Source organism: Thiothrix sp. UBA5583 (assembly GCA_002425225.1).
Taxonomy (GTDB): Bacteria; Pseudomonadota; Gammaproteobacteria; order Thiotrichales; family Thiotrichaceae; genus Thiothrix; species Thiothrix moscowensis.
Genome location: DILV01000012.1, coordinates 35,794 through 56,547 on the forward strand (window position 1 = coordinate 35,794; position 20,754 = coordinate 56,547).

The 20,754-nt window shown below is 54.1% G+C and carries 26 protein-coding genes; 8 read left to right on the forward strand and 18 right to left on the reverse strand.

Annotated elements, in window-relative coordinates; translation table 11 throughout:
- A partial coding sequence (locus B2U47_RS03995) for a hypothetical protein (RefSeq protein WP_296676613.1) occupies nt 1–481 on the reverse strand: 481 nt, incomplete at its 3' end.
- 280 nt (nt 482–761) lie between these two features.
- Here B2U47_RS03995 and B2U47_RS04000 point away from each other — a divergent pair.
- Nucleotides 762–1,250 (forward strand): DUF4143 domain-containing protein, encoded by a 489-nt coding sequence (locus B2U47_RS04000; RefSeq protein WP_414717828.1) that lies wholly within the window; start codon nt 762–764, stop codon nt 1,248–1,250.
- Here the strand turns inward: B2U47_RS04000 and B2U47_RS04005 are convergent.
- Both B2U47_RS04005 and B2U47_RS04010 read right to left on the reverse strand, forming a co-directional pair.
- On the reverse strand, nt 1,238–1,663 hold the full coding sequence (locus B2U47_RS04005) for a type II toxin-antitoxin system VapC family toxin (protein WP_296676615.1): 426 nt from the start codon (nt 1,661–1,663) through the stop codon (nt 1,238–1,240). The genes B2U47_RS04000 and B2U47_RS04005 overlap by 13 nt on opposite strands.
- Nucleotides 1,663–1,917, reverse strand: a complete 255-nt coding sequence (locus B2U47_RS04010) for a type II toxin-antitoxin system Phd/YefM family antitoxin (RefSeq protein WP_296676618.1) — start codon at nt 1,915–1,917, stop codon at nt 1,663–1,665. Before B2U47_RS04010 ends, B2U47_RS04005 begins: the two co-directional genes overlap by 1 nt.
- A 339-nt stretch (nt 1,918–2,256) precedes the next feature.
- Here B2U47_RS04010 and B2U47_RS04015 point away from each other — a divergent pair, with 339 nt between their 5' ends.
- Nucleotides 2,257–2,859, forward strand: a complete 603-nt coding sequence (locus B2U47_RS04015; protein WP_296676620.1) for a glutathione S-transferase family protein — start codon at nt 2,257–2,259, stop codon at nt 2,857–2,859.
- Nucleotides 2,860–2,870: 11 nt separating this feature from the next.
- Entirely contained in the window at nt 2,871–3,419 is a 549-nt protein-coding gene (locus tag B2U47_RS04020) for a methylated-DNA--[protein]-cysteine S-methyltransferase (protein WP_296676623.1), read from the forward strand.
- Here B2U47_RS04020 and B2U47_RS04025 read toward each other — a convergent pair.
- The 11 genes from B2U47_RS04025 to hisC form a co-directional block, all read right to left on the reverse strand.
- Complete coding sequence (locus B2U47_RS04025) at nt 3,345–3,767, reverse strand: YqaA family protein (protein ID WP_296676763.1); 423 nt, start codon at nt 3,765–3,767, stop codon at nt 3,345–3,347. The two genes, B2U47_RS04020 and B2U47_RS04025, sit on opposite strands and share 75 nt — an antisense overlap.
- Nucleotides 3,764–4,510 carry a spermidine synthase gene (locus B2U47_RS04030; RefSeq protein WP_296676626.1) on the reverse strand — a complete coding sequence of 249 codons (747 nt, stop codon included), beginning with the start codon at nt 4,508–4,510 and terminating at the stop codon, nt 3,764–3,766. The genes B2U47_RS04025 and B2U47_RS04030 overlap by 4 nt, the downstream gene beginning before the upstream one ends.
- 24 nt (nt 4,511–4,534) lie before the next feature.
- Nucleotides 4,535–5,872 carry a dihydroorotase gene (locus tag B2U47_RS04035; protein WP_296676628.1) on the reverse strand — a complete coding sequence of 446 codons (1,338 nt, stop codon included), beginning with the start codon at nt 5,870–5,872 and terminating at the stop codon, nt 4,535–4,537.
- A gap of 17 nt (nt 5,873–5,889) precedes the next feature.
- A complete protein-coding gene (gene folA, locus B2U47_RS04040) occupies nt 5,890–6,375 on the reverse strand; it encodes a type 3 dihydrofolate reductase (protein WP_296676631.1) in 486 nt (161 codons plus the stop codon).
- A gap of 5 nt (nt 6,376–6,380) precedes the next feature.
- Complete coding sequence (locus tag B2U47_RS04045; RefSeq protein ID WP_296676634.1) at nt 6,381–6,914, reverse strand: ClpXP protease specificity-enhancing factor; 534 nt, start codon at nt 6,912–6,914, stop codon at nt 6,381–6,383.
- Nucleotides 6,911–7,540, reverse strand: coding sequence for a glutathione S-transferase N-terminal domain-containing protein (locus tag B2U47_RS04050; protein WP_296676637.1), 630 nt, complete (start codon nt 7,538–7,540; stop codon nt 6,911–6,913). The genes B2U47_RS04045 and B2U47_RS04050 overlap by 4 nt, the downstream gene beginning before the upstream one ends.
- An 86-nt stretch (nt 7,541–7,626) precedes the next feature.
- Nucleotides 7,627–8,391, reverse strand: a complete 765-nt coding sequence (locus B2U47_RS04055; protein ID WP_296676640.1) for a cytochrome c1 — start codon at nt 8,389–8,391, stop codon at nt 7,627–7,629.
- Between the two features lie 14 nt (nt 8,392–8,405).
- A complete protein-coding gene (locus B2U47_RS04060; RefSeq protein WP_296676642.1) occupies nt 8,406–9,836 on the reverse strand; it encodes a cytochrome b in 1,431 nt (476 codons plus the stop codon).
- Nucleotides 9,836–10,438: a ubiquinol-cytochrome c reductase iron-sulfur subunit gene (gene petA / locus B2U47_RS04065; protein ID WP_296676644.1), complete on the reverse strand. Its 603-nt coding sequence runs from the start codon at nt 10,436–10,438 to the stop codon at nt 9,836–9,838. The genes B2U47_RS04060 and petA overlap by 1 nt, the downstream gene beginning before the upstream one ends.
- A gap of 288 nt (nt 10,439–10,726) precedes the next feature.
- Entirely contained in the window at nt 10,727–11,482 is a 756-nt protein-coding gene (locus B2U47_RS04070; protein ID WP_296676647.1) for a Nif3-like dinuclear metal center hexameric protein, read from the reverse strand.
- Entirely contained in the window at nt 11,479–12,531 is a 1,053-nt protein-coding gene (hisC, locus tag B2U47_RS04075; RefSeq protein WP_296676651.1) for a histidinol-phosphate transaminase, read from the reverse strand. Before hisC ends, B2U47_RS04070 begins: the two co-directional genes overlap by 4 nt.
- Before the next feature lie 85 nt (nt 12,532–12,616).
- Between hisC and B2U47_RS04080 the strand changes: the two genes are divergently transcribed.
- On the forward strand, nt 12,617–13,537 hold the full coding sequence (locus tag B2U47_RS04080; protein ID WP_296676655.1) for a Rossmann-like and DUF2520 domain-containing protein: 921 nt from the start codon (nt 12,617–12,619) through the stop codon (nt 13,535–13,537).
- Between the two features lie 73 nt (nt 13,538–13,610).
- Here the strand turns inward: B2U47_RS04080 and B2U47_RS04085 are convergent, their stop codons facing one another.
- A complete protein-coding gene (locus B2U47_RS04085; protein ID WP_296676658.1) occupies nt 13,611–13,955 on the reverse strand; it encodes a hypothetical protein in 345 nt (114 codons plus the stop codon).
- Nucleotides 13,936–14,238, reverse strand: coding sequence for a toxin-antitoxin system TumE family protein (locus B2U47_RS04090; protein ID WP_296676660.1), 303 nt, complete (start codon nt 14,236–14,238; stop codon nt 13,936–13,938). The genes B2U47_RS04085 and B2U47_RS04090 overlap by 20 nt, the downstream gene beginning before the upstream one ends.
- A 115-nt stretch (nt 14,239–14,353) precedes the next feature.
- On the opposite strand from B2U47_RS04090, the gene B2U47_RS04095 reads away from it, so the two are divergent.
- Nucleotides 14,354–15,076, forward strand: a complete 723-nt coding sequence (locus B2U47_RS04095; RefSeq protein ID WP_296676663.1) for a transposase — start codon at nt 14,354–14,356, stop codon at nt 15,074–15,076.
- Nucleotides 15,077–15,220: 144 nt separating this feature from the next.
- Here the strand turns inward: B2U47_RS04095 and B2U47_RS04100 are convergent, their stop codons facing one another.
- The gene (locus B2U47_RS04100) at nt 15,221–17,650 is read right to left on the reverse strand and encodes an SUMF1/EgtB/PvdO family nonheme iron enzyme (protein ID WP_296676666.1); all 2,430 of its coding nucleotides are present in this window, start codon (nt 17,648–17,650) and stop codon (nt 15,221–15,223) included.
- An 88-nt stretch (nt 17,651–17,738) separates the two neighbouring features.
- Nucleotides 17,739–18,758, reverse strand: coding sequence for an EF-P beta-lysylation protein EpmB (epmB, locus tag B2U47_RS04105; RefSeq protein WP_296676669.1), 1,020 nt, complete (start codon nt 18,756–18,758; stop codon nt 17,739–17,741).
- 39 nt (nt 18,759–18,797) lie between these two features.
- On the opposite strand from epmB, the gene efp reads away from it, so the two are divergent.
- The 3 genes from efp to yajC are packed head-to-tail and all read left to right on the forward strand — an operon-like array spanning nt 18,798 to nt 20,659.
- Entirely contained in the window at nt 18,798–19,367 is a 570-nt protein-coding gene (gene efp / locus B2U47_RS04110) for an elongation factor P (protein ID WP_296676671.1), read from the forward strand.
- Complete coding sequence (gene epmA, locus B2U47_RS04115; RefSeq protein WP_296676674.1) at nt 19,364–20,284, forward strand: EF-P lysine aminoacylase EpmA; 921 nt, start codon at nt 19,364–19,366, stop codon at nt 20,282–20,284. Before efp ends, epmA begins: the two co-directional genes overlap by 4 nt.
- Before the next feature lie 45 nt (nt 20,285–20,329).
- Complete coding sequence (gene yajC / locus B2U47_RS04120) at nt 20,330–20,659, forward strand: preprotein translocase subunit YajC (protein WP_296676677.1); 330 nt, start codon at nt 20,330–20,332, stop codon at nt 20,657–20,659.
- Nucleotides 20,660–20,754 lie beyond the last annotated feature (95 nt).

Here is a 20,754-nt window from a genome sequence, read left to right on the forward strand (position 1 = left end):
CCGCAACCGCAAACGCACCCGCAACCGCAAACGCAAACGCACCTAAGGCAAACGACCGCCAGAATAACGCCCAACCCGTGTAGCCGGGAAGCCATAGCGATGCCAACCACCACGTCAACAAGCCTGCCACCACTAGCGGAATGCCGATAACCAAGGCTTTCTCGCTTAAGGTTAAATCACCCCACTCCCGGTCACTATTCCAGCCTTCCCAATAGCTGCCCAGCCATTGCACACCGAGGGCTTTGGATTCGGGGGAGCGTAGCAGGATAATGGGAGCGGCGACCGCGCTGATTAGCAGCCACCATTGGTGGTCGAAGTGGAAGGCAAGCCAGCCGTACAAGCCAAGGGCGCAGAAGGTTTCCAGCACCGACAGCAGCGAGAGTTGCCCCGCCGCAATCGACGCATCGGTGGAATGCCAAACCCAGCCACGGGCAGGCGGGCGGGTATCCGGTGCGGTGTCAATGGGTTCAGGATGCGTCATGGGGATAATCTGTTCGGAGAGTACATAAGGTGGATTTTATATCATACTAATAACCAGTACACTGAGCGGAACAAGACACCCGTTTTTTCAAGGGCAGAAATCAGCACTGCCACGGATTTAAAGCAGAAAATATGGAAATTGTCCTTACAAAAAAGATGATTTCATCTAAAATAAACGTCATGACCAAGAAAGAACTGCTCAAAACCCTGATCCGCGACTTTCAGCTACGCGAAATTCCTGCACTGAAGCCCCGAACGAACTGAAATCTGACGGATTCCGCATTGGCAAAGACACCTTGCACAACTATCTGGAACAAGCCAACGCGATTTACCTGCTGTCGGTAGCTTACAAATACGACCCATCACTGGTACGGCGCGAACTGGGCGACAAGAAAGCCTACATTGTGGATAACGGTTTAATCAGCGCGTTGAGCTGGCGGGCGGGGCAAGACAAAGGCAAGCTGATGGAAAACCTGGCAGCGATGGAGTTACGCAAACAGGGATTGGACTTGTTGTTTATCAAAGGCACACAGAAATGTGATTTTGTGGTGCAACAGCCCAACGGGGCTTGGCTACCGATACAAGTTTGTTACGAGATCGGTGATCCGGTTACTCGTGCGCGTGAGGTGGCGGGATTGGTGGCTGCTTGCCGGTTTTGTGATGCCCAAACCGGCATTATTCTCACCATGGATGAGGAAGCGGAATGGCAAGAAAGTGAAATCACCATCAGCGTTTTGCCCGTGTGGAAATATTTCAGTCAAATGCCATAAACCCACGGATTCACTATTTCAACGCCTGTCGGTTTGAAATCCTCCACATTGCGGGTCACAACTGCCATCCCGTGAGCCATTGCGCTTGCCGCAATCAGTGCATCCCGATCTGAGCGCGGGTCTGGCACATGCAGGCTGGCACATTGCCACGCAACGGCGGTATCCACTGCCAACACACGTTCAGCAAAGCTGGGCAACACTTGGGTTTCCAACCACTGGCGCAACATTGCACCTTGGGTAGCATCACGCCGTTCCAGCAACAAGATGCCGGTTTCCAGCTCCAAAATGCTGATCGCCGACACAAATAGACTGGTGGCAGGCACACTTTGCGCCCAAGCGACCACGTGCGGATCTGCCTTGCCGGTTTTGGCTTTGCGTAGTTCGGAAACCACGTTGGTATCCAGCACGTACATCAGAGTAACTCCGCAGGCTGGTACAATGTGCCGCTCAAACGCGGTGGCTCGAAGTCGATGTCAGCCACTGCTGGCATTGCCAATAAGTCAACGATACTTACCTGCTGCCCGGTGATGCGCAGGTATTCTCCAATACTCAGCAACACATGAGCAGGTTTGCCCCGGTCAGTGATGAATACCGGGCCATTGAGTGCCGCTTTCTTGGCACGGCTGGCATCCTGATTGAATTCGCGGCTGGAAAGGGTCGTAATCATGACAACACCTCTTGCATTAAGTTATTGTAGAAACAATACTACAAAATATCGACCAAGAATAGAAGTATGGTAAATAACTGCGACGCTATCTAAACTCTTCACCATCTCAAGAAGACACTCAAGTCGGGGCGACCTTACACCCTGCACTTTGTTAAAACCCAAGCCAGTTATGAGCGCAAAGTGGCACAGCGCCAGCGGGATGAAGGGAATCGGGAGTGCTTGCTGGGTTTACGTTTGGGTCATTGATTCTGCTGTCCGGGAGTCCACCGTTACCGTTTTCGACATTCTGGTGCTACCTGTAGCAAAATAGCCTGTGTTTAGCTTGGAGTAATTTCTGCCATGATGAAACTGTTCTACTCACCCACCTCCCCCTATGCCCGCAAGGTGCACATGGTTGCCCTCGAAACCGGGCTGGATGCACACATCGAAACAGTTTCCGTCAATGTCGCACAGGAACAACCGGAACTCTTCGCCGCCAACCCGCTCGGCAAAGTCCCCGCCCTCGTGCTGGCAAACGGTGAAGCCCTGTTCGACAGCCCGGTGATTTGCCATTACCTCGACAGCCTCAGCGGTCACACGCTCCTGCCACAATCCGGCTGGCAACACTGGGAAATCTTGCGCTGGGAAGCCCTCGCCGATGGCTTGATGGATGCAGCCTACAACCGCGTAATGGAAGAACGCAGCCGCCCGGAGCACGAACGCTCCCCCACCGCCATGACCCGCTGGGAAACCGAAATCACCCGTACCTTGCAACACCTTGAAACCCGCCTCGACACCTTGGGCGCATCCCTGACACTCGCACATCTGGCATTGGGCGCTGCCATCGGCTATCTGGAATTCCGCCTGCCGCATCTATTGCACAGTGCTGCTTGCCCACAAACGCAGGCATGGTATGCGCAATTCCGCACACGACCTGCGATGCAAGCAACCCAACCCGTCTGATGAAACGCACCATGACCATCAGTTTTGCAAGCTGGGAATCACCCATCGGTACACTGACTATCGCTGCAACGGCTGACGCAGTATGTGCGGTCGCGTTCAACAGCAACTGGCAACGCATCCGCACCATGTTGGGTGATGTGCAAGCTCAAAGCAACGCCATGACCCGCGAAGCCATCAGCCAGTTACAAGCCTATTTCGCCGGAACTCGACGCACCTTCGACTTGCCACTAAGCGTGCATGGCACGGATTTCCAGCAACGCACCTGGCAAGCCTTGCGCGATATTCCCTACGGTGAAACCCGCAGCTATGCCGAACAAGCGCACATGATTGGGCAACCGCAAGCGGTGCGGGCGGTTGGGCATACCAACGGTTTGAACCCGATCAGCATTATCGTGCCTTGCCATCGGGTAATTGCCAAATCAGGCAAGTTGACGGGTTATGCGGGCGGGTTGACGGCGAAACAGCATCTGCTGGCGCTGGAAGCGTTAACCCGCCACCATCCAGCCCAGCAAGAAATAACGCCCACCCTTCGCCACAGCGACCACGAGGACGAACGGTAACAGTGGCATCCGCAGCAATCCCGCCACCATCGTCAGCGGATCGCCAATCACCGGTAGCCAACTGAGCAATAACGACCACCACCCGTAACGCTGGAATTGCACCTGCGCTCGCGCCAGCGTCTCCGCCTTGACCGGAAACCAGCGCTTGGTATGAAAATGTTCCAGATAACGCCCCAGCCACCAGTTGATGACCGACCCCAGCGTATTGCCCAACGTTGCCACGGCAATCAATAACCAGAAAACGTGTTGCCCATTGAGGATCAACCCCACCAACACGCTTTCCGACTGAGCAGGCACAATCGTTGCCGCCAGCAGTGCCGACAGGAACAACAGCAGATAAGACACTATTCGCCCAGCGCCCGCAACCTCGCCAGATGGCGGGTCAGTGGAAACCCCAAAGCACTGGAAAGCTGAAAAGCCGTTTCCTTCATTTCACTGTTGGTGCGCCAGCTCGGCTTCCTGCCTGCCAGAATCACCCAGTTGCGGCTGCTGGTCAGGATAGTGCGGATGTCGGCAAAATGTTCACGCAAGGCTTCACGCAATACCGCATCTTCGCGGTGCTCGTTCCAGCAATTCAGAACCAGCCAACCCTCTTCCTTGAGAGTGTCGGCACAGCGGGCGATGAAATCGGCTTTCAACTGCACATCATCCACCCCCGTGCCGTGGTACAAGTCGGCGAACACTACATCCTGCTTGTGCGGCAACGGCTCGCACAGGTAGTAATCGGCATTGGCACACACGACTTCCAGCCGCTTGCCATGCGGCATCTGGAAATAGCGGTAGGCGACATCAATCACGCTTTGGCGCAATTCCACCGCCGTGATGCGGATACCGGGAATAACATGGTGCAACGCTGTCAGCAAACTGCCACCACCCAATCCCAGAATCAGCACCCGCCGGGGCTGGCAGAACAGCAATACCAGCAACATCGCCTGAGTGTATTCGTATTGCAGCACATGCGGCGCGGCTTTCAGGCTGCGACTTTGCTCGTCATTGGGGGCAAACGACAACACTCGACATTGCCCGTCGTCGGTAACGATCATCGGGCCGAATTCGTCGGAACTGTCGTGGAGAGTGTGAATGTCAGGCATCCGTTTCGATGTGCCAGCCCTGGCTTAGCGATTGAACTCCAGCGCCATCCCCATCGGAGCCACATCCACCAGCTTGCCATCCTTCCACACCAGTTGCCCGTTAACGAGCGTGGCAGCAATGCTGGAACGGAATTCATAGCCATCAAACGGTGTCCAGCCACATTTGGACAAGCTGTTGGCATGGGTGGCAAGGAATGGCTTTTCCAGATCGACCAGTGTCAAATCCGCCCAATAGCCCTCGCGAATGTAGCCACGATCCTTGATGTTGAACATTTCCGCGATCGCATGACTGGTTTTTTCCACGATGAATTCCAACGAAAAGATGCCGTCGTGGTAGTGTTCCAGTACCGTCTGCATGGCGTGTTGCACCAGCGGCAAACCGGAAGGCGCCTTGAAATAGCTGCTGTTCTGCTTTTCGCCCCAGGTGTGCGGCGCATGGTCAGTGGCAATCGCATCCAGACGACCATCCATCAGTGCCTGAATAATGCCCGCGCGGTCTTCGGCGCTCTTGATGGCAGGGTTGCACTTGATCAGCGCTCCCTTGGTTGCGTAATCCTCATCCGAAAAATGCAGGAAATGGACACATGCCTCGGCAGTAATCCGCTTGTCCTTCATCGGCGCATCAGAAAACATCTCAGCTTCTTTGGCAGTGGAAATGTGCAGGATGTGCAAGCGCGTGCCACAACGTTTCGCCAGCTCCATCGCCAGCGATGATGATTTGTAGCAGGCTGCTTCGCTGCGGATGACGGGATGCAGGTTGAACGGGATATTGTCACCATAAATGCTGCGGTAACTTTCCTCGTTTTCCAGGATGGTTGGGGTATCTTCGCAATGGGCAGCAAGCAGGGTGGGTGCATGGGTGAAAATTTGTTCCAGCACTTCAGGATCGTCAACCAGCATGTTGCCGGTAGAAGCCCCCATGAACACTTTTATCCCGCAGGCATCCTTGGGATTCAGTGCCTTGATAGCTTCCAGATTATCGTTGGATGCCCCCAGATAAAAGGCATAGTTCCCTGCCGCACGACCTGCGGCGAGCTGTTTCTTTTCATTGAGAATGGCAGAAGTCAGGGTGTTCGGTACGGTATTCGGCATATCCATGAAACTGGTAATGCCACCTGCCACCGCCGCACGACTTTCCGTTGCCAGATCCCCCTTGTGGGTTAGCCCAGGTTCACGAAAATGCACCTGATCATCAATCATGCCCGGCAGTAGGTAACGGCCTGCTGCATCCAGCACCTCACCACCCGTGTTTGACAGGTTGTTACCGATGCTTTCAATACGACCATTGCGGATCAATACATCGGCAGCCGTAATCTGCCCTTCATTAACCAGATTGGCATTTACTATCAGTAGTGAACTCATCAGGTAGCTCCTTGGAATCAGGCTTTTCGTTCCAGAATCAGAAATGCATGAGGATAAGGGTTCTTGCTATCGGCAGGACACTCGGTGCGTGACACTTCACACCAAGCCGCCTGTGTGTAATCAGGAAAAAACGTATCACCCGGCAGGTCTGCATCAATCAGAGTCAGATACAAACGCCCGGCATGGGGCAGAAAATGCTGGTAAATCTGCGCACCGCCTACAACCATGACTTCCGGTGCATCCATAACCAGCGCTAACGCATTTTCCGGTGTGGCTACGCGCTCTGCTCCGGCAGGCTGGAAAGTTTCATCGCGTGAAACTACCAGATTGCGCCGCCCCGGCAATGCCAGCCCAATGGAATCCCAGGTTTTGCGCCCCATGACAATGGGTTTCCCCAAGGTGTTTTGCTTGAACCAAGCCAGATCCGCAGGAAGATGCCAAGGCATCCGGCCTTCGTTGCCGATAACCCTGTCATGTGCCATGGCAACAATCAGCGACAGCATTGGGCTTATTTCACCACCCGCAGGAAAGAGGGACGTTGCTTGTTGCCCGACTTGGGTGGAGGCTCAGGCTCGGGGTCCTGCTGTTCGCCTGCATCATCATCCTGCCCAACCTCATCCAGCAGGGCATCAACGACTTCATCATCATCGGTTGTGCTGGGTACAGCCGCCAGAGTTGGTGATTTTTTGCTTTCCACCTGCCCGGTCGTTTCTGCTAACTCAGCATATTCATCAGGAGGGAAACTAATCCCTTCCTGGGTTTCACGCGAATAAATCGCCATAACCGACCACATCGGCAACCAGATTGAAAATGCCTTACCGCCAAAACGGGCGCTGAAGGTTATCTTGTCATTGTCCATCATCAGGTTGTTGGCAGCCGTCATGCTGACATTCAGCACGATATTGCCATCCTTGACAAACTGGCGCGGTACGCTGACTTCGCTGGAGCGGGCATCCACCAGAATGTGCGGCGTCATGTTGTTATCCACGATCCACTCGTAGAAAGCACGCAACAGGTAAGGACGTTTAGGTGTCATACTCATGGGCGAATGGATTTTTCAACCTTACTCAGGGATTGCTGGAATGCATCCCGCGAAAACACCCGATCCATATATTTCAGGATAGGCTTGCCCTGTTTTTCCGGCACATCAATACCGTACTTCGGCAAACGCCACAGGATCGGAGCAATGGTGCAATCCACCAGTGAAAATTCATCACTCAGGAAGTACGGCTTGACGGAAAATACTTCCGCTGCCGACAGCACACTTTCCCGCAGGATTTTGCGTGCTTGGGATGAAGTTGCCTCGTCACCTTGCTCAATATCATGCACCAGCGAAAACCAGTCTTTTTCAATGCGGTACAAAGCCAGACGGGAATGGGCGCGGGTCACTGGGTCAACCGGCATCAGGGGTGGGTGCGGGAAACGCTCATCCAGGTATTCCATGATGATCCGTGCATCATACAGCACCAGATCGCGGTCAAGCAGCGTGGGCGTTGTGTTGTACGGGTTGAACTCGGCAAGTTCTTCTGGCTTGTTATCAAGATTGATACTCAGAATATCGACAGTGATGTCTTTTTCTGCCAGAACAATACGCACCCGGTGACTATCCGCGCAATCAGGTGCAGAAAACAATGTCATTACAGATCTTCGGCTGGAAAGCGAAGCCATATAAGCGGGACTCCCTGTGTGCTGGAAACAAAAAAGCCACTCCATTTTATACTAGAGTGGCTTCAAGGTGTTATACCGGATGAGGATTAATGCACGTCCTTCCAGTATTCCTTTTTCAGGAAGTAGGCCAGTACGGCAAACACCGCCAGGAACAACAAGACCAGAATGCCGTAAGTGGAGCGATGCAGGGCAGCAGGCTCACCAACATAGGCGAGGAAGTTGGTCAGGTCACGAGCAACCTGATCATACTCGGCTGCACTCATGCTGCCTTGCTTGACTGTTTTCAGTTCGCAATGCTCGACAGCATGTGCACCTTCACCTTCCTTAGTGCAGTGTTTTTCCTGCAAACCTTGCAGTTCCCATAGCACATGCGGCATACCAACGTTCGGGAACACGGTATTGTTCACACCCATTGGACGAGTTGGATCAACATAGAATGCTTTCAGGTAGCTGTAAATCCAATCAGGCCCACGTGAACGCCCCACCAGAGTCAGGTCAGGAGGAGGAGCACCAAACCATTCCGCAGAATGTTTCTGGGAAATAGCATTTTTCATCAGTGCGCCCGGCTTGTCCTGCTCACCGTCAGCATTACGGGTAAAGATCAGGTTTTTAACGACCTGCTCTTCCGTCAGCTCCAGATCCTGGGCAATGCGGTTGTAACGGCTATAGCTCAGGGAGTGGCAACCCATGCAATAGTTGACGTAGTACTTTACGCCACGTTGCAGGCTTTCCTTGTTGTGAATGTCTACATCTGCATGTTCCAGATGTACACCTCCGCCACTAGCCAGTGCTGTAGTCGCCATCAGGGTTGCTGACAGTGCGAACATTACACTTGCGATAAACTTTTTCATGTTGCGCACTCCTATCAATGACCTGTTACACGCTCAGGAACAGGCTTTTCTTCGTTGCAGCTAGGCTTGAAAGCAGGCAGCAACAGAGTCAAAGCCAAGTAGCCGACAGGCCATACAGCCTGAATCAGCATTTGAGTCAGCGCTTCAGCATCGCTGCCTGGTACGCGGAACACGAGGTCATAACCAATAATTGCCGCCAACAGGATTCCAAACCACATCACGTATTTCGCTTTGGCAGGGTTGCTGTGTACCCACAGGACTGCAAAGAACACGAAATAGATTTGGGTCATGCGGGTTCCCAGTTCCTTGTACGCAGGCGTTACGGCTTCGACACCCATCCAGCCCAGCACACAGAAGACAACCGCAAACAGGATCAGGTTGATCTTGTGTGCATTGTTGCGGTAACGCCAGGATTTGACTGGATTACGGTCGATCCACGGCAACACAAACAGGATGGCAATCGCACCGAACATCGCCAGCGTACCATACCAAGGGTCAGGGATCGCACGCAGAACTGTGTAGAATGGTGTGAAGTACCAAACAGGTGCAATGTGCTCAGGTGTTTTCAGTGCATTGGCTGGTTCAAAGTTTGGCTTTTCCAGGAAATAGCCACCACCTTCCGGCGCAAAGAACAGGATAGCGAAGAAACCGATCAGGAATACCACAACACCCAGAATATCCTTAACAGAGTAGTAAGGGTGGAACGGAATGCCATCAGCAGGCGCTGTTTCGCTCCATGCATTGCCTTTCGGGCCTTTCTTGATTTCAACGCCATCAGGGTTGTTGGAACCGACTGCGTGCAGGGCAACGATATGTACAAATACCAGCGCAGGCAGAACCAATGCGGGCAGGAAGAAGTGCAGCGCGAAGAAGCGGTTCAGGGTAGCATCACCGAGTACGAAGTCACCACGAATCCAAGTAGACAACGCTTCACCAATGAACGGGATGGTATTGAACAGGTTGATGATTACCTGAGCACCCCAGAAAGACATTTGTCCCCAAGGCAGCAGGTAGCCCATGAACGCAGTCGCCATCAGCGCCAGATAAATCGCCATACCGATCAGCCAGATTAGCTCACGTTTGCCCTTGTAAGATCCGTAGATCAAGGCACGGAACATGTGCAGGTAAACAACGATAAAGAACGCAGAAGCCCCGGTGGAATGCATGTAGCGGATAAACCAGCCACCCGGCACGTCACGCATGATGTACTCAACAGAGGCAAACGCCAGGCCGGTATCCGGTTTGTAATGGAATGCCAGGAACAGGCCGGAAACGATCTGGATCACCAATACCAGCATCGCCAGTGAACCGAAGAAATACCAGAAGTTGAAGTTTTTCGGCGCATAGTACTCAGCCAGATGCGCTTTCCAGGTTTCCATCAGCGGGAAGCGGTCTTCAACCCAACCCAGGATACCTGTGTAATTATGTGCAGGACGCTCGGCCATTATGCTTTACCTCCATTTTCACCAATCAAAACAGTGTTGTCGTCTTTAAAGTAGTATGGAGGTACTTCAAGGTTAGCCCCAGCCGGAACGTTCTTGAACACGCGGCCTGCCAAGTCGAAACGGGAACCGTGGCAAGGGCAATACCAGCCACCTTTCCACTCTGCGCCCAAATCAGCCGGAGCCAGTTCAGGACGGTAGGTTGGAGAGCAACCCAAATGAGTACAGATACCAACCAGAACCAGATACTGTTCCTTGCCCTCGCGGGTACGAGCCAAGTTCTTGGCATATTCAGGCTGCTGCTTGATGTTATCGGAATTCGGGTCTTTCAGGCTGGCTTCCAGACCTGCCAGCGAATCCAGCATTTCCTTGGTACGGTTAACGATCCATACCGGCTTGCCACGCCAGATAACACGAATCAATTGACCCGGTTCCACTTTGCCTACAGGGACTTCCACTGGCGCACCGGCGGCAAGCGCACGGGCACTGGGAGACCATGAAGAAAGGAACGGGGTCGCAATCGCTGCCGCACCTGCTGCACCCACTACGGAAGTGGCAGCAATCAGGAAGCGGCGACGGCTTTTATCTACTCCAGAATTTGCCATCGGTTGCTATCTCCCAAAAATAATCAAAAATATAAACCGCGCTCTTGCGCACCTGACATACCAGATCGCAACAGCGTTGAATTTAATGTGTGTCACGCACAAGCGTGCGATATATTAGCAAACACTAAAAGACTTCGTAGGATGTCCGAACTCATGAGCAAAATCAAGCGTAATTGCGCATCCGCACAGCACTCGCCATCCCGCATTGACTTAGGTCATGAAACCGCCAAAACTGACAGCCCACAAAGGCGCGGCAATGATAGCACAAAAACAGGGAAATAACCCGTTTTATACAGGGTTATCGCAGTCAAGAAAAACATGTTTCAAATCAAAGGTTGCCGCCAGATAATCCCCTAACGCCCGGATACCATAACGTTCGGTGGCGTGATGCCCGGCGGCGATGTAGTGGATACCGTTTTCACGGGCAAAATGCACAGTATGTTCGGAGATTTCCCCGCTCAGGTAAGCATCGACCCCCGCTTCAAAAGCCTGCTGGATATACCCCTGACCGCCCCCCGTACACCAGGCAATTTTGCTAACTGGCTTGTCGCCTGCGGAAATCAGTAATGGCTCACGCCCCAACACCTTGGCAACCTGTTGCCCAAAGGCTTGCAGCGACTGCGCCTCAGGCAGGCAACCGATATTGCCGACACCCTGTAACTCCCGCTCATCCATCACCCCGCCGATCTGGATTCCCAACAGCCTGGCAAGCTGGGCGTTGTTACCCAGTTCCGGGTGCGCATCCAGCGGCAAGTGATACCCAAACAGGCTGATGTCGTGCTGAAGCAAGGTCGCAATCCGGCGTTTTTTCATGCCGCGAATCACAGGTGACTCACCTTTCCAGAAGTAACCGTGATGTACCAACACAGCATCGGCACCATGTTCAACCGCTGCATCGAGCAGTTGCTGGCTGGCAGTAACACCGGTCACAATGGTTTGCACTTGCGCCCTGCCCTCGATTTGCAAGCCGTTGGGAGCGTAATCACGGAACTTGTCGATATTCAACAACTGGTTGAGGTGGGTTTCGAGTGCATAAAGATTCATAGTTCGGACAATACCTGTAAAAAGGCCGCCATTTCTTCGTCCGTACCGATGGTAATACGCAGGTATTCGTTGATGCGTGGTTTGTTGAAATAACGCACCAGCACTCCCCGCTGCTTCAGCGCCAGATAAATGGCCTCGGCATTACCGGCAGGCGGACGGGCAAACACGAAGTTGGCAGCGGAAGGCAGCACAGTAAAACCAAGCTCAGTCAGTTTCTGCACGGTATTTTCACGGGTAGCGATGATGCGCTGACACATTGTCTCGAAATATGCCTTGTCACGCATCGCGGCAGCAGCCCCAGCAATCGCCATACGCCCCAGTGGGTAGGAGTTGAAGGAATTTTTCACCCGTTCCAAGGCATTGATCAGGTCGGTATGACCGACGGCAAAACCAACCCGCAGACCTGCCAGCGAGCGGGACTTGGAGAAAGTCTGCACCACCAGCAAATTAGGGTACGTGGCTGTCAGCGGAATGGCGGTTTCGCCACCAAAGTCGATATAGGCTTCGTCCACCACCACTACGGAATCAGGATGGGTTTGCAACAGGGCTTCGATGGCTTCCAACCCGACTGCCATGCTGGTTGGCGCATTCGGGTTGGGGAAAATGATGCCACCATTATCAACCGCATAATCCCCCAGACACAGGCGGAAATCGTCACGCAGCGGGATTTGTTGCGCCTCAATCTGGTAAAGGTTCGCATAAACCGGGTAGAAGCTGTAGCTGATGTCAGGGAACAGTAACGGCTTTTCATGTTTGAGCAGCCCGTGAAAAACATGTGCCAACACCTCATCGGAACCATTACCAACAAACACATTGGCACGATCCACGGCGTAATGCTCAGCAATGGCATCCTTGAGCACATCCGCATTCGGGTCAGGGTACAAACGCAGGGTGTCATCTGCCGCTGTGTGAATGGCAGCCAGTGCCGCAGGTGACGGCGGGTAAGGGCATTCGTTGGTATTCAGCTTGATGTAGCGCTGGTCTTTGGGCTGTTCGCCCGGTACATACGGATCAAGATCGTGTACCAGCTTGCTCCAGTATTGGCTCATGGGTGCTTCCGGCTGAGGGATGGAACAGCGATGATATAAGGATGAACCTGATACAGCAATCTGCCTTCGGCAAGGAATCATCCTGATGACACCGTTCCCGTCAGCAACACACAGCCCCACCATCAACATCATCGGTTGTGGCAAGGTCGGCAAAACACTCGGTCATCTGTGGCAACAGGCGGGCATTTTCCGGCTGGGTGGCATCCTCAACCGTACCCCGGCGAGTTCAGCGGAAGCCGTAACGTTCATGCAAGCCGGGCAAGCTGTTACCGACATGGCAGAGCTGCCAGCGGCTGAGGTATTTCTGTTGGGCTGTGCTGACAACCATCTAGCAGCTTGCTGCACAGAACTGGTGGCAAGCAGAGTATTGCAGGCAGGCAATAGCGTGTTCCATTGTAGCGGTGCATTGAGTTCTGCCCTGCTGGAACCTGCCCGAGCAATTGGCGCACACATTGCCAGCATACATCCGGTGAAAAGCTTTGCTGACCCGAGGCAGGCAGTGCAGGATTTCGCCGGAACGTTTTGCGGTATGGAAGGTGATACTGCCGCGCTGGCAGTGCTGGAAACAGCTTTCACCCGCATCGGTGCACGCTGTTTCCCGCTCAATGCCGAACACAAGACGCTTTACCACACTGCCAGCGTGATTGCCTGCAATTATCTGGTCGCCCTTCAGGAAGTCAGCCTGCAAACCTTTGCGCAAGCGGGTGTGGAGCGCGAACTAGCGATGCAAATCCTGCAACCGATAGTAGCGGGGACGGTGAGCAATATTTTCCGGCTGGACACGGCGCAAGCACTGACCGGGCCGATTGCACGCGGAGATCACACGGTGGTAGCACAGCAGATTGCGGCACTGGAAGCATGGCGCGGGGATCATGCGGCATTGTACCGGCTGCTGGGGCAAGTAGCGGTGGAACTTTCTCGGCAGCAGGGTCATGCACAGACAGGGGATCTGCAAACGCTCCAACAGTTACTTGCCATAGAAGCGTTTACGAAACTGACAGGCTAAAAAGCAATCAATTGAGCCTGTTCCCTTGGATTTCATCCACGGGATTAGACCACAGCCTTGTGCGCAAATACCCTCAAGCCGCTTTCGCCATCACAAAATCAACGTGCACGGCGTCATACGGGAACTCGATTTTGCCATCCGCCGTTTTATCCAGCACGCCACAGGCCAGCAAAGCCTGGACATCGGCATGGACAGCCCGCACATCACGGTCGAGCCGCCGCGCCAGTTCGCGGATGGCGATAGCTCCCGCCCCGGTCATTTCACGGATGATTTCCCAACGCTTGAGGGTAAAGGTTTTCCACAAGGCTTCAGGCGTGGGGAAAGAGACAAAGTTACCCTGCTCTTCCCCCTCGAATGCCGCCAGCAGGCGTTCATGGGTTTTGTCCAGGGAAGAAACTTCAATCGTGACTGTCTTCATGTTCCTGCCTCCATTGGCTGACATCAGCCAGAAAATCATCAACCAATTGCCGTAATCCGCTGAAGGTGTAAGGCACTTCACGTTCGCCGAGGTGTTTGTGGTTCCCCTTGCCTGCTTCATTGTCATAGCGCAGGACGCAAACACCCTCGACGACAAAGGCAAGCCGGTACTTGAAGTGATGGAAACTGCCCGCCAGTGGTTCCGGCACTTGCCAAACTACCAAGTCCAGAAAACTGGTGTCGGAAATAGCGCGACGTTCCTTGAGTAATGACTTGGCTTTCATGTTGCTCAGGATAGCAACGGGTTATGCTGTTGTAAAGCACATCAAAGGGGTCAGACTCGATTGATTGACCTCGACTGCTGGGTTATAGTTACCGCTTTTCTAGGGAGTTTGCACTATGCCACGGCAACCGCGCTTTATCCTTCCCGGCCAACCCCAGCATGTGATCATCCGTGGCAACAACCGCAATCCTGTCTTCTATGCGGATGAGGACTACCGTTTCTATCTGGATAAGCTCAAGCAAGCGTGTGACAAACACGGCTGCGACGTACACGCCTATGTGCTGATGACCAACCATGTGCACCTGCTGGTCACGCCCCATAAGGAAGACAGCCTTGCCAAAGCCATGCAGATGGTGGGGCGTTACTACGTGCAATATTTCAACAAGACCTACCAGCGCACCGGCACGTTGTGGGAAGGCCGCTACAAAGCCACGCTGATTGACAGCGAAACCTACGCCCTGACCTGTTACCGCTACATCGAAATGAACCCGGTGCGGGCGCAAGGCATGGCGGAACACCCGGCGGAATACCCTTGGTCAAGCTACCGTTTCAACGCCCTGGGAAAGGCTGACAGTCTGGTGGTTCCCCACCCGATGTATGAACGCCTGGGCGCTAACCCCGCGCAACAGCAGCAGGCATACCGCGACTTGTTCAATACCCTGCTGGACGCAACAACACTGGATCAAATCCGTGAGGCAACCAACAAATCTTGGGTGTTGGGCAGCGAATATTTCAAGGAAAAGATTGCCGCCAGCATCAACCGTCCTGTTTCCCCGGCAACCAAGGGAGGGGACAGAAAATCAAAATCCTATCGCGAAATAAAAAACAATCGAGTCTGACCCCTTTGATTACCCCACGTCGCGCGTTACGTCCACCAAAGTCTGGCGCTGCTCCGCGACGCGCCTGCCTTTGGCTCCACTCCACGCGCAAGACTTGCCGCCTCTGGCGGCTGCGGCTCCGCCGTCCTGCTGGCTGGCCTGAACTCAATGACCTAGGGCAAAACGGAAACCCAAGTCGCCGGAGCGGTCAGCGGGATCGAACCCGCCACGGATGGCAGAACGCACGTTCCTGCCGCCGCGGTTCCACGAGCCGCCGCGAACGACACGGTAAGCGTCTCCAACTCCGGCTCCCTCCGGGTCTGTTACCGGCTCCGCCGGTAGTTTGTCCTGCCACACATCCTGACACCATTCCCACACATTACCGTGCATTTCGTACAAACCCCAAGGGTTGGGCGGAAGGGATTTGACCGGAACGGTTTTTCCCCTATACAAACCTTTTGCGCCGTTCGCGTAGGGCTTGTTACCATCGTAATTGACCTGCTCAGGAGTGATGTTGTCGCCGAAAGAAAACGGGGTCGTGGTTCCTGCCCGACAGGCGTATTCCCATTCAGCCTCTGTCGGCAATCGCGTATTCAAACCGGGAACAATTTTATTCAAAGCCGCAATAAATTCTTTAACCTCATTCCAATCCACACTTTCAACCGGATTATTATCATCCTTAAACCTCGATGGATTAGCTCTCGATGGATTAGCTGTTGTCGCAAATGTCCGTTTCCACCATCCTCCCTTCAGGATTTCCTCCGCCTTAACTGCTTGCCAGAACGCTTGAGTACAAGCTGTATCTGCCAACCAAAAACCTTTGGTCAGCGTCACCTGATGACGAACTTCAAAATCAAAACGTTCTGGTTCGGACTCAGGTGAACCCATCCAGAATATTCCTAGCCCAATCCAGCGGAAACGCTGGGTTACACCCTTAACCACCAGATCAGCGTAATAACCGTACTGGTCATTGCCAACGGCATTTGCCCACACAGGCTTTTGTGGTGGAACAGATGGCTTTGTCGTTGAATTAAGCTGGCTTAAGGATGCTTCCCGCCGTTTGCTTTTTTCCTGTTGCTCCAATTCCGCCCGCTGTTTGGTTTCTTCTTCCTGACGTTTCAATTTCTCCTGTTGCTGCTTAAGCTGTTGCAGGGTTTCCTCCTGCTGCTTGAGCAGTTGCTGGTGGCGTTGCAGTTCTGCTTCCCGCCGCTTCAGTTCAGCTTGACGAGCAGCTTCTTCTTCCTGTTGGCGTTTCAGCTCTGCTTGGCGCTTGATTTCCTCCTCCTGTTGGCGTTTCAGCTCAATCTGACGTGCCTCTTCTTCCTGTTGGTGTTTCAATTCGGCTTGGCGCTTGGCTTCCTCTTCTTCCTGCTGGCGTTTCAGTTCGGCCTGACGTTTGGCCTCTTCTTCCTGTTGGCGCTTCAGTTCAACTTGGCGTTTGTCTTCTTCACGTTGCTGCCGTTGTTTTTCCAACAGTTCCAGTTCTTCGGTACTGGGTTCGCGCAGCAGGCTGCCGCTGTCGATGCTGGTGTAGAGGACAGGGGTCGCCCATTCCAACTGGTTGGCTTCGGCGTAGATCATCTTGCGGGCTTCGGCGACGGCGGCGTCAATCGGGTAGCCATCCACCAGCGCGGCGTAGAATTCGTGGGAGAAGGTGATCGCCGCGTCGTCGGTGATCTCGAACTGCATGGCGATGACCGCCGGGATGCCCTTTTGCAGCAGGCTTTGCCCCACGCCCGCGAACGGGTCGGTGACGGATGTCCTGCCGCCGCTACAAGAATTCAGCAACACCAACTGGAGGGTGGTTTCGTCATACAGGATCGTGCCGAGGTATTGCCCGCTGACCAGATGGCTTTTCTGGTTACGGTCTTCCAGCACCAGCACGCCGTCGTTGTTGGCGCGGTCAAACCCGCCATGCCCGATGTAATGGAACACATGGTAGTCTTCCCGCCGCAATTGCCGCTGCAAGGCCGCCAGCGACGGCTCCACGCGGGTCAGCACCAGCCTGCCTGCCCGTTGCAGTTCCAGGGTGGCGGTATGGATGCGCTCCCATTCGCGTTCCACATTCAGTTGCGGGTAATTGGACGGACTGGAAATCATCACCAGCACCTGCAACGCACCCTGCGCCTGACGCATTTCCGGCTGGGTCGCCAGGTCGAGCTTGCGGATGATCGGCGTATTCACCGACAAGCCAACGTAGTTGTTGTTGTCGGCGTCAAACAGCAGCTCCCACGGGATGTCGATCAGCTTCGGCGCACCTGACAAACGCAAACGGATACGCAAGCCCTTGCCCTCACGCCGCGCAATCGCCAGACTGGAGCGGAACCGTTCCGCCACCACCCCGCTGAACAGGGTTTCATACAATGCCCCACCCAGTTTCTTGATCGAAGGCACATCCACCGTCTCAATGTGCAGGCTGCGCACATTGCCCCGATTCTGCCCGATCTTGAGGATGAAGTTTTCCAGTTCCAGCGCCGAAAACGGCAGGGTGAACGGGCGGCTGGCCTGCCCGGCGGGCGAGTCAATCACATGCACCTGATAGCTGTCGCCCGCCTGGTTCAGCAACACATCAAAATTGAGGTAGGTTTTGCTCATCGAGACAACTCCAGCTTTCGCCCTGCACTTTTTATAGTTTATTCGCAGCCAGCCGGTAAAAAAATCTTATTAATCAAGTTTTGTGCAGTCAGCCCGACACCGGCATCTTCGCCCTCTCTCCCGCCACCTCCCGCACCAGCTTCGGCACGAGAAACCCCGGCAGCCGCTGACGAATTTTCCCCATCAACCGCGCCGCTTCCGCTTCCGGCACTTCAAAATGCGCCGCCCCCGCCACCCGGTCGAGCAGATGCAGGTAATACGGCAACACCCGTTGCGCAAACAGGCTTTCACTCAGTTCCACCAGCACATCCGCATTATCATTCACACCGCGCAGCAGCACCGCCTGATTCAGCAGCGTAACCCCCGCCCCATGCAAAGCCGCCAGCGCCGTCCGCACATCCCCCGCCGCCAGTTCCTGCGCATGATTGGCATGGATCACCATCACCTTCTGCTGCGGAACCTGTTCCAGCAAACTCAGAAAACCGCTATCAATCCGCGACGGCAACACCACCGGCAAGCGCGAATGGAACCGTACCCGCGTGACATGCGGAATATCCCGCAACTGCCGGAACAACACCGCCAGCCGCTCATCCGACAAGGTAAGCGGATCGCCCCCGCTCAAAATCACTTCGCGCACATCCGCATTGGCGCGGATATAAGCCAGTGCCCCTTCCCACTCCCCCCTCACCGGATTCGATTCAGTATAGGGAAAATGCCGCCGGAAACAGTAGCGGCAATGCACCGCACACGCCCCCGTCGTTACCAGCAACACCCGCCCGTGATACTTGTGCAGCACCCCATCCGCCACCTGAGCAAACTGGTCGCCGACCGGATCGTGGTTAAAGCCTTCAACTACCCGCAATTCCTCATCCAGCGGCAACACCTGCCGCAACAGCGGATCGTGCCAATCCCCGTGTTTCATGCGGGCAATGTAACTGTGCGGAACTAGCAGTCTGAAAGGGTTTGTTGAAACCGTTCCTTCCAGCCCCAACAGCCGCAATAATTCCGCAGGCTCACGCACCGCCCCCGCCAGCTCACGCTGCCAAAGCGATACTTTCGTAGGTAAAACATTTTCTACCTGATTTTTTATCTGGATTCCGGTTATCATAGCGGGCTATTTTGATCAGACGTATTTTGGAGATGGACAATGGCCACCTATGGCGCAAACGACTTACGTGTCGGCGTGAAGATTATCATCAACGGCGACCCTTACACAGTAGTGGAAAGTGACTTCGTGAAACCCGGCAAAGGTCAGGCATTCACCCGCTGCCGCGTGCGCAACCTCAAAACTGGCCGCACCATTGAACAAACCTTCAAGTCCACTGAAACTGCTGAAGGTGCTGACGTAGAAGACCGCGACATGGAATACCTCTACACCGACGGCAGCGTTTGGACATTCATGGACAGCACTTCCTTTGAACAACTCGAAGCCAGCGAAGCGGCAATGGGTGATGCCGTCAAATGGCTGAAAGGCAACGAAAAGTGCATCGTTACCCTGTGGAATGGCGTGCCACTGCAAGTCACCACCCCCAACTTTGCCGAACTGAAAATCACCCAGACCGACCCTGGTGTACGTGGCGACACCGCTACCGGCGGCACCAAACCAGCTACGCTGGAAACTGGCGCAGTGGTCAAGGTTCCTCTTTATATGGAAGAAGGCGAAATCCTCAAGATTGACACCCGTACCGGCGAATACGTTTCCCGCGTCAAGGCGTGAATCTGACCGCATTGCAAGAACGCGCACGACTGTACCAACAGGTGCGCGTTTTTTTTGCCGAGCGTGGTGTGCTGGAAGTCGAAACCCCGGCACTGTCGCAAGCAGGCAATACCGACCCGTTCATTGACAGTTTCAGCGTCAATACCGGCAGCGGCTTGCGCTGGTTGCATACCTCCCCTGAATACCCGATGAAACGCCTACTGGCTGCTGGTTCCGGTGACATTTACCAGTTGTGCAAGGTGTGGCGCAAGGATGAATCCGGGCGGCGTCACAACCCCGAATTCACCATGCTGGAATGGTATCGGGTGGGTTTCAGCTATCATCAGTTAATGCAGGAAGTGGCTGAGCTGCTGCATGGCAGCATCCCGCATTTGCACAAACCGCCGCGTTTCATCACTTACCGGGATGCCTTCCTTGAAAGCCTGCAACTTGACCCCCATATTGCCGATGAAACGTTATTGGCGGCTTGCGCCCGTGAACACGGTATCCACATTGACGGTGACATGCCATTGCAGGCATGGCGGGATTTGTTGCTGACCCATTGCGTGGAAACAGCTTTCCCCCCTGACCAACTGACCTTTTTGTATCATTACCCTGCCTCACAAAGTGCGCTGGCAAAAGTGCATGAAAGTGACGGGCAGTGGGTGGCAGAACGTTTCGAGGTTTACCTTGGTGCGCTGGAGTTGGGTAATGGCTATCAGGAACAAACCGACGTTACCCGTAACCGCCATATTTTACAGCAGGATGCACAAGCGCGGGGTGATGGCATCCCTGTTGATGAACGTTTTCTTGCAGCACTCGAAACCGGGCTGCCAGAATGTGCGGGTATTGCCATCGGTATGGATCGTGTGCTGATGTGCAGAATGCAGGTGACTGACCTGAAACAGGTTATCGCTTTCTCATGGGAGGTGGCATAATAGCTGCCGTCAAAAATGCTTTAAATATTTTCAAGGAGACTGGACGTGGATTTTCTGATTTCAAACGCTTATGCAGAAGGTGCAGCAGCCCCCGCAGGTGGTGGTCTGGAAATGATCCTGATGATGGCTGTGTTTTTCGCCATCATGTATTTCATGATCATCCGTCCTCAGCAAAAGCGTGCCAAAGAACACAAGCAAATGCTGGATGCGCTGAACAAGGGCGATGAAGTTGTAACAGGCGGTGGCATACTAGGCAAAGTTGCCAGCATTACCGATAACTTCATTGAACTGACCATTGCTGACAATGTTACCGTCAAGGTGCAAAAACAGGCTGTTGCTACTGTCATGCCCAAGGGCACGATGAAAAGCGCATAGTATTTTACCCCTCACCCCAACCCCTCTCCCTCAAGGAGAGAGGGGCTAAGAAATCCTCTTGCCCCCCCTCTCCCCTTGAGGGAGAGGGGGCTAGG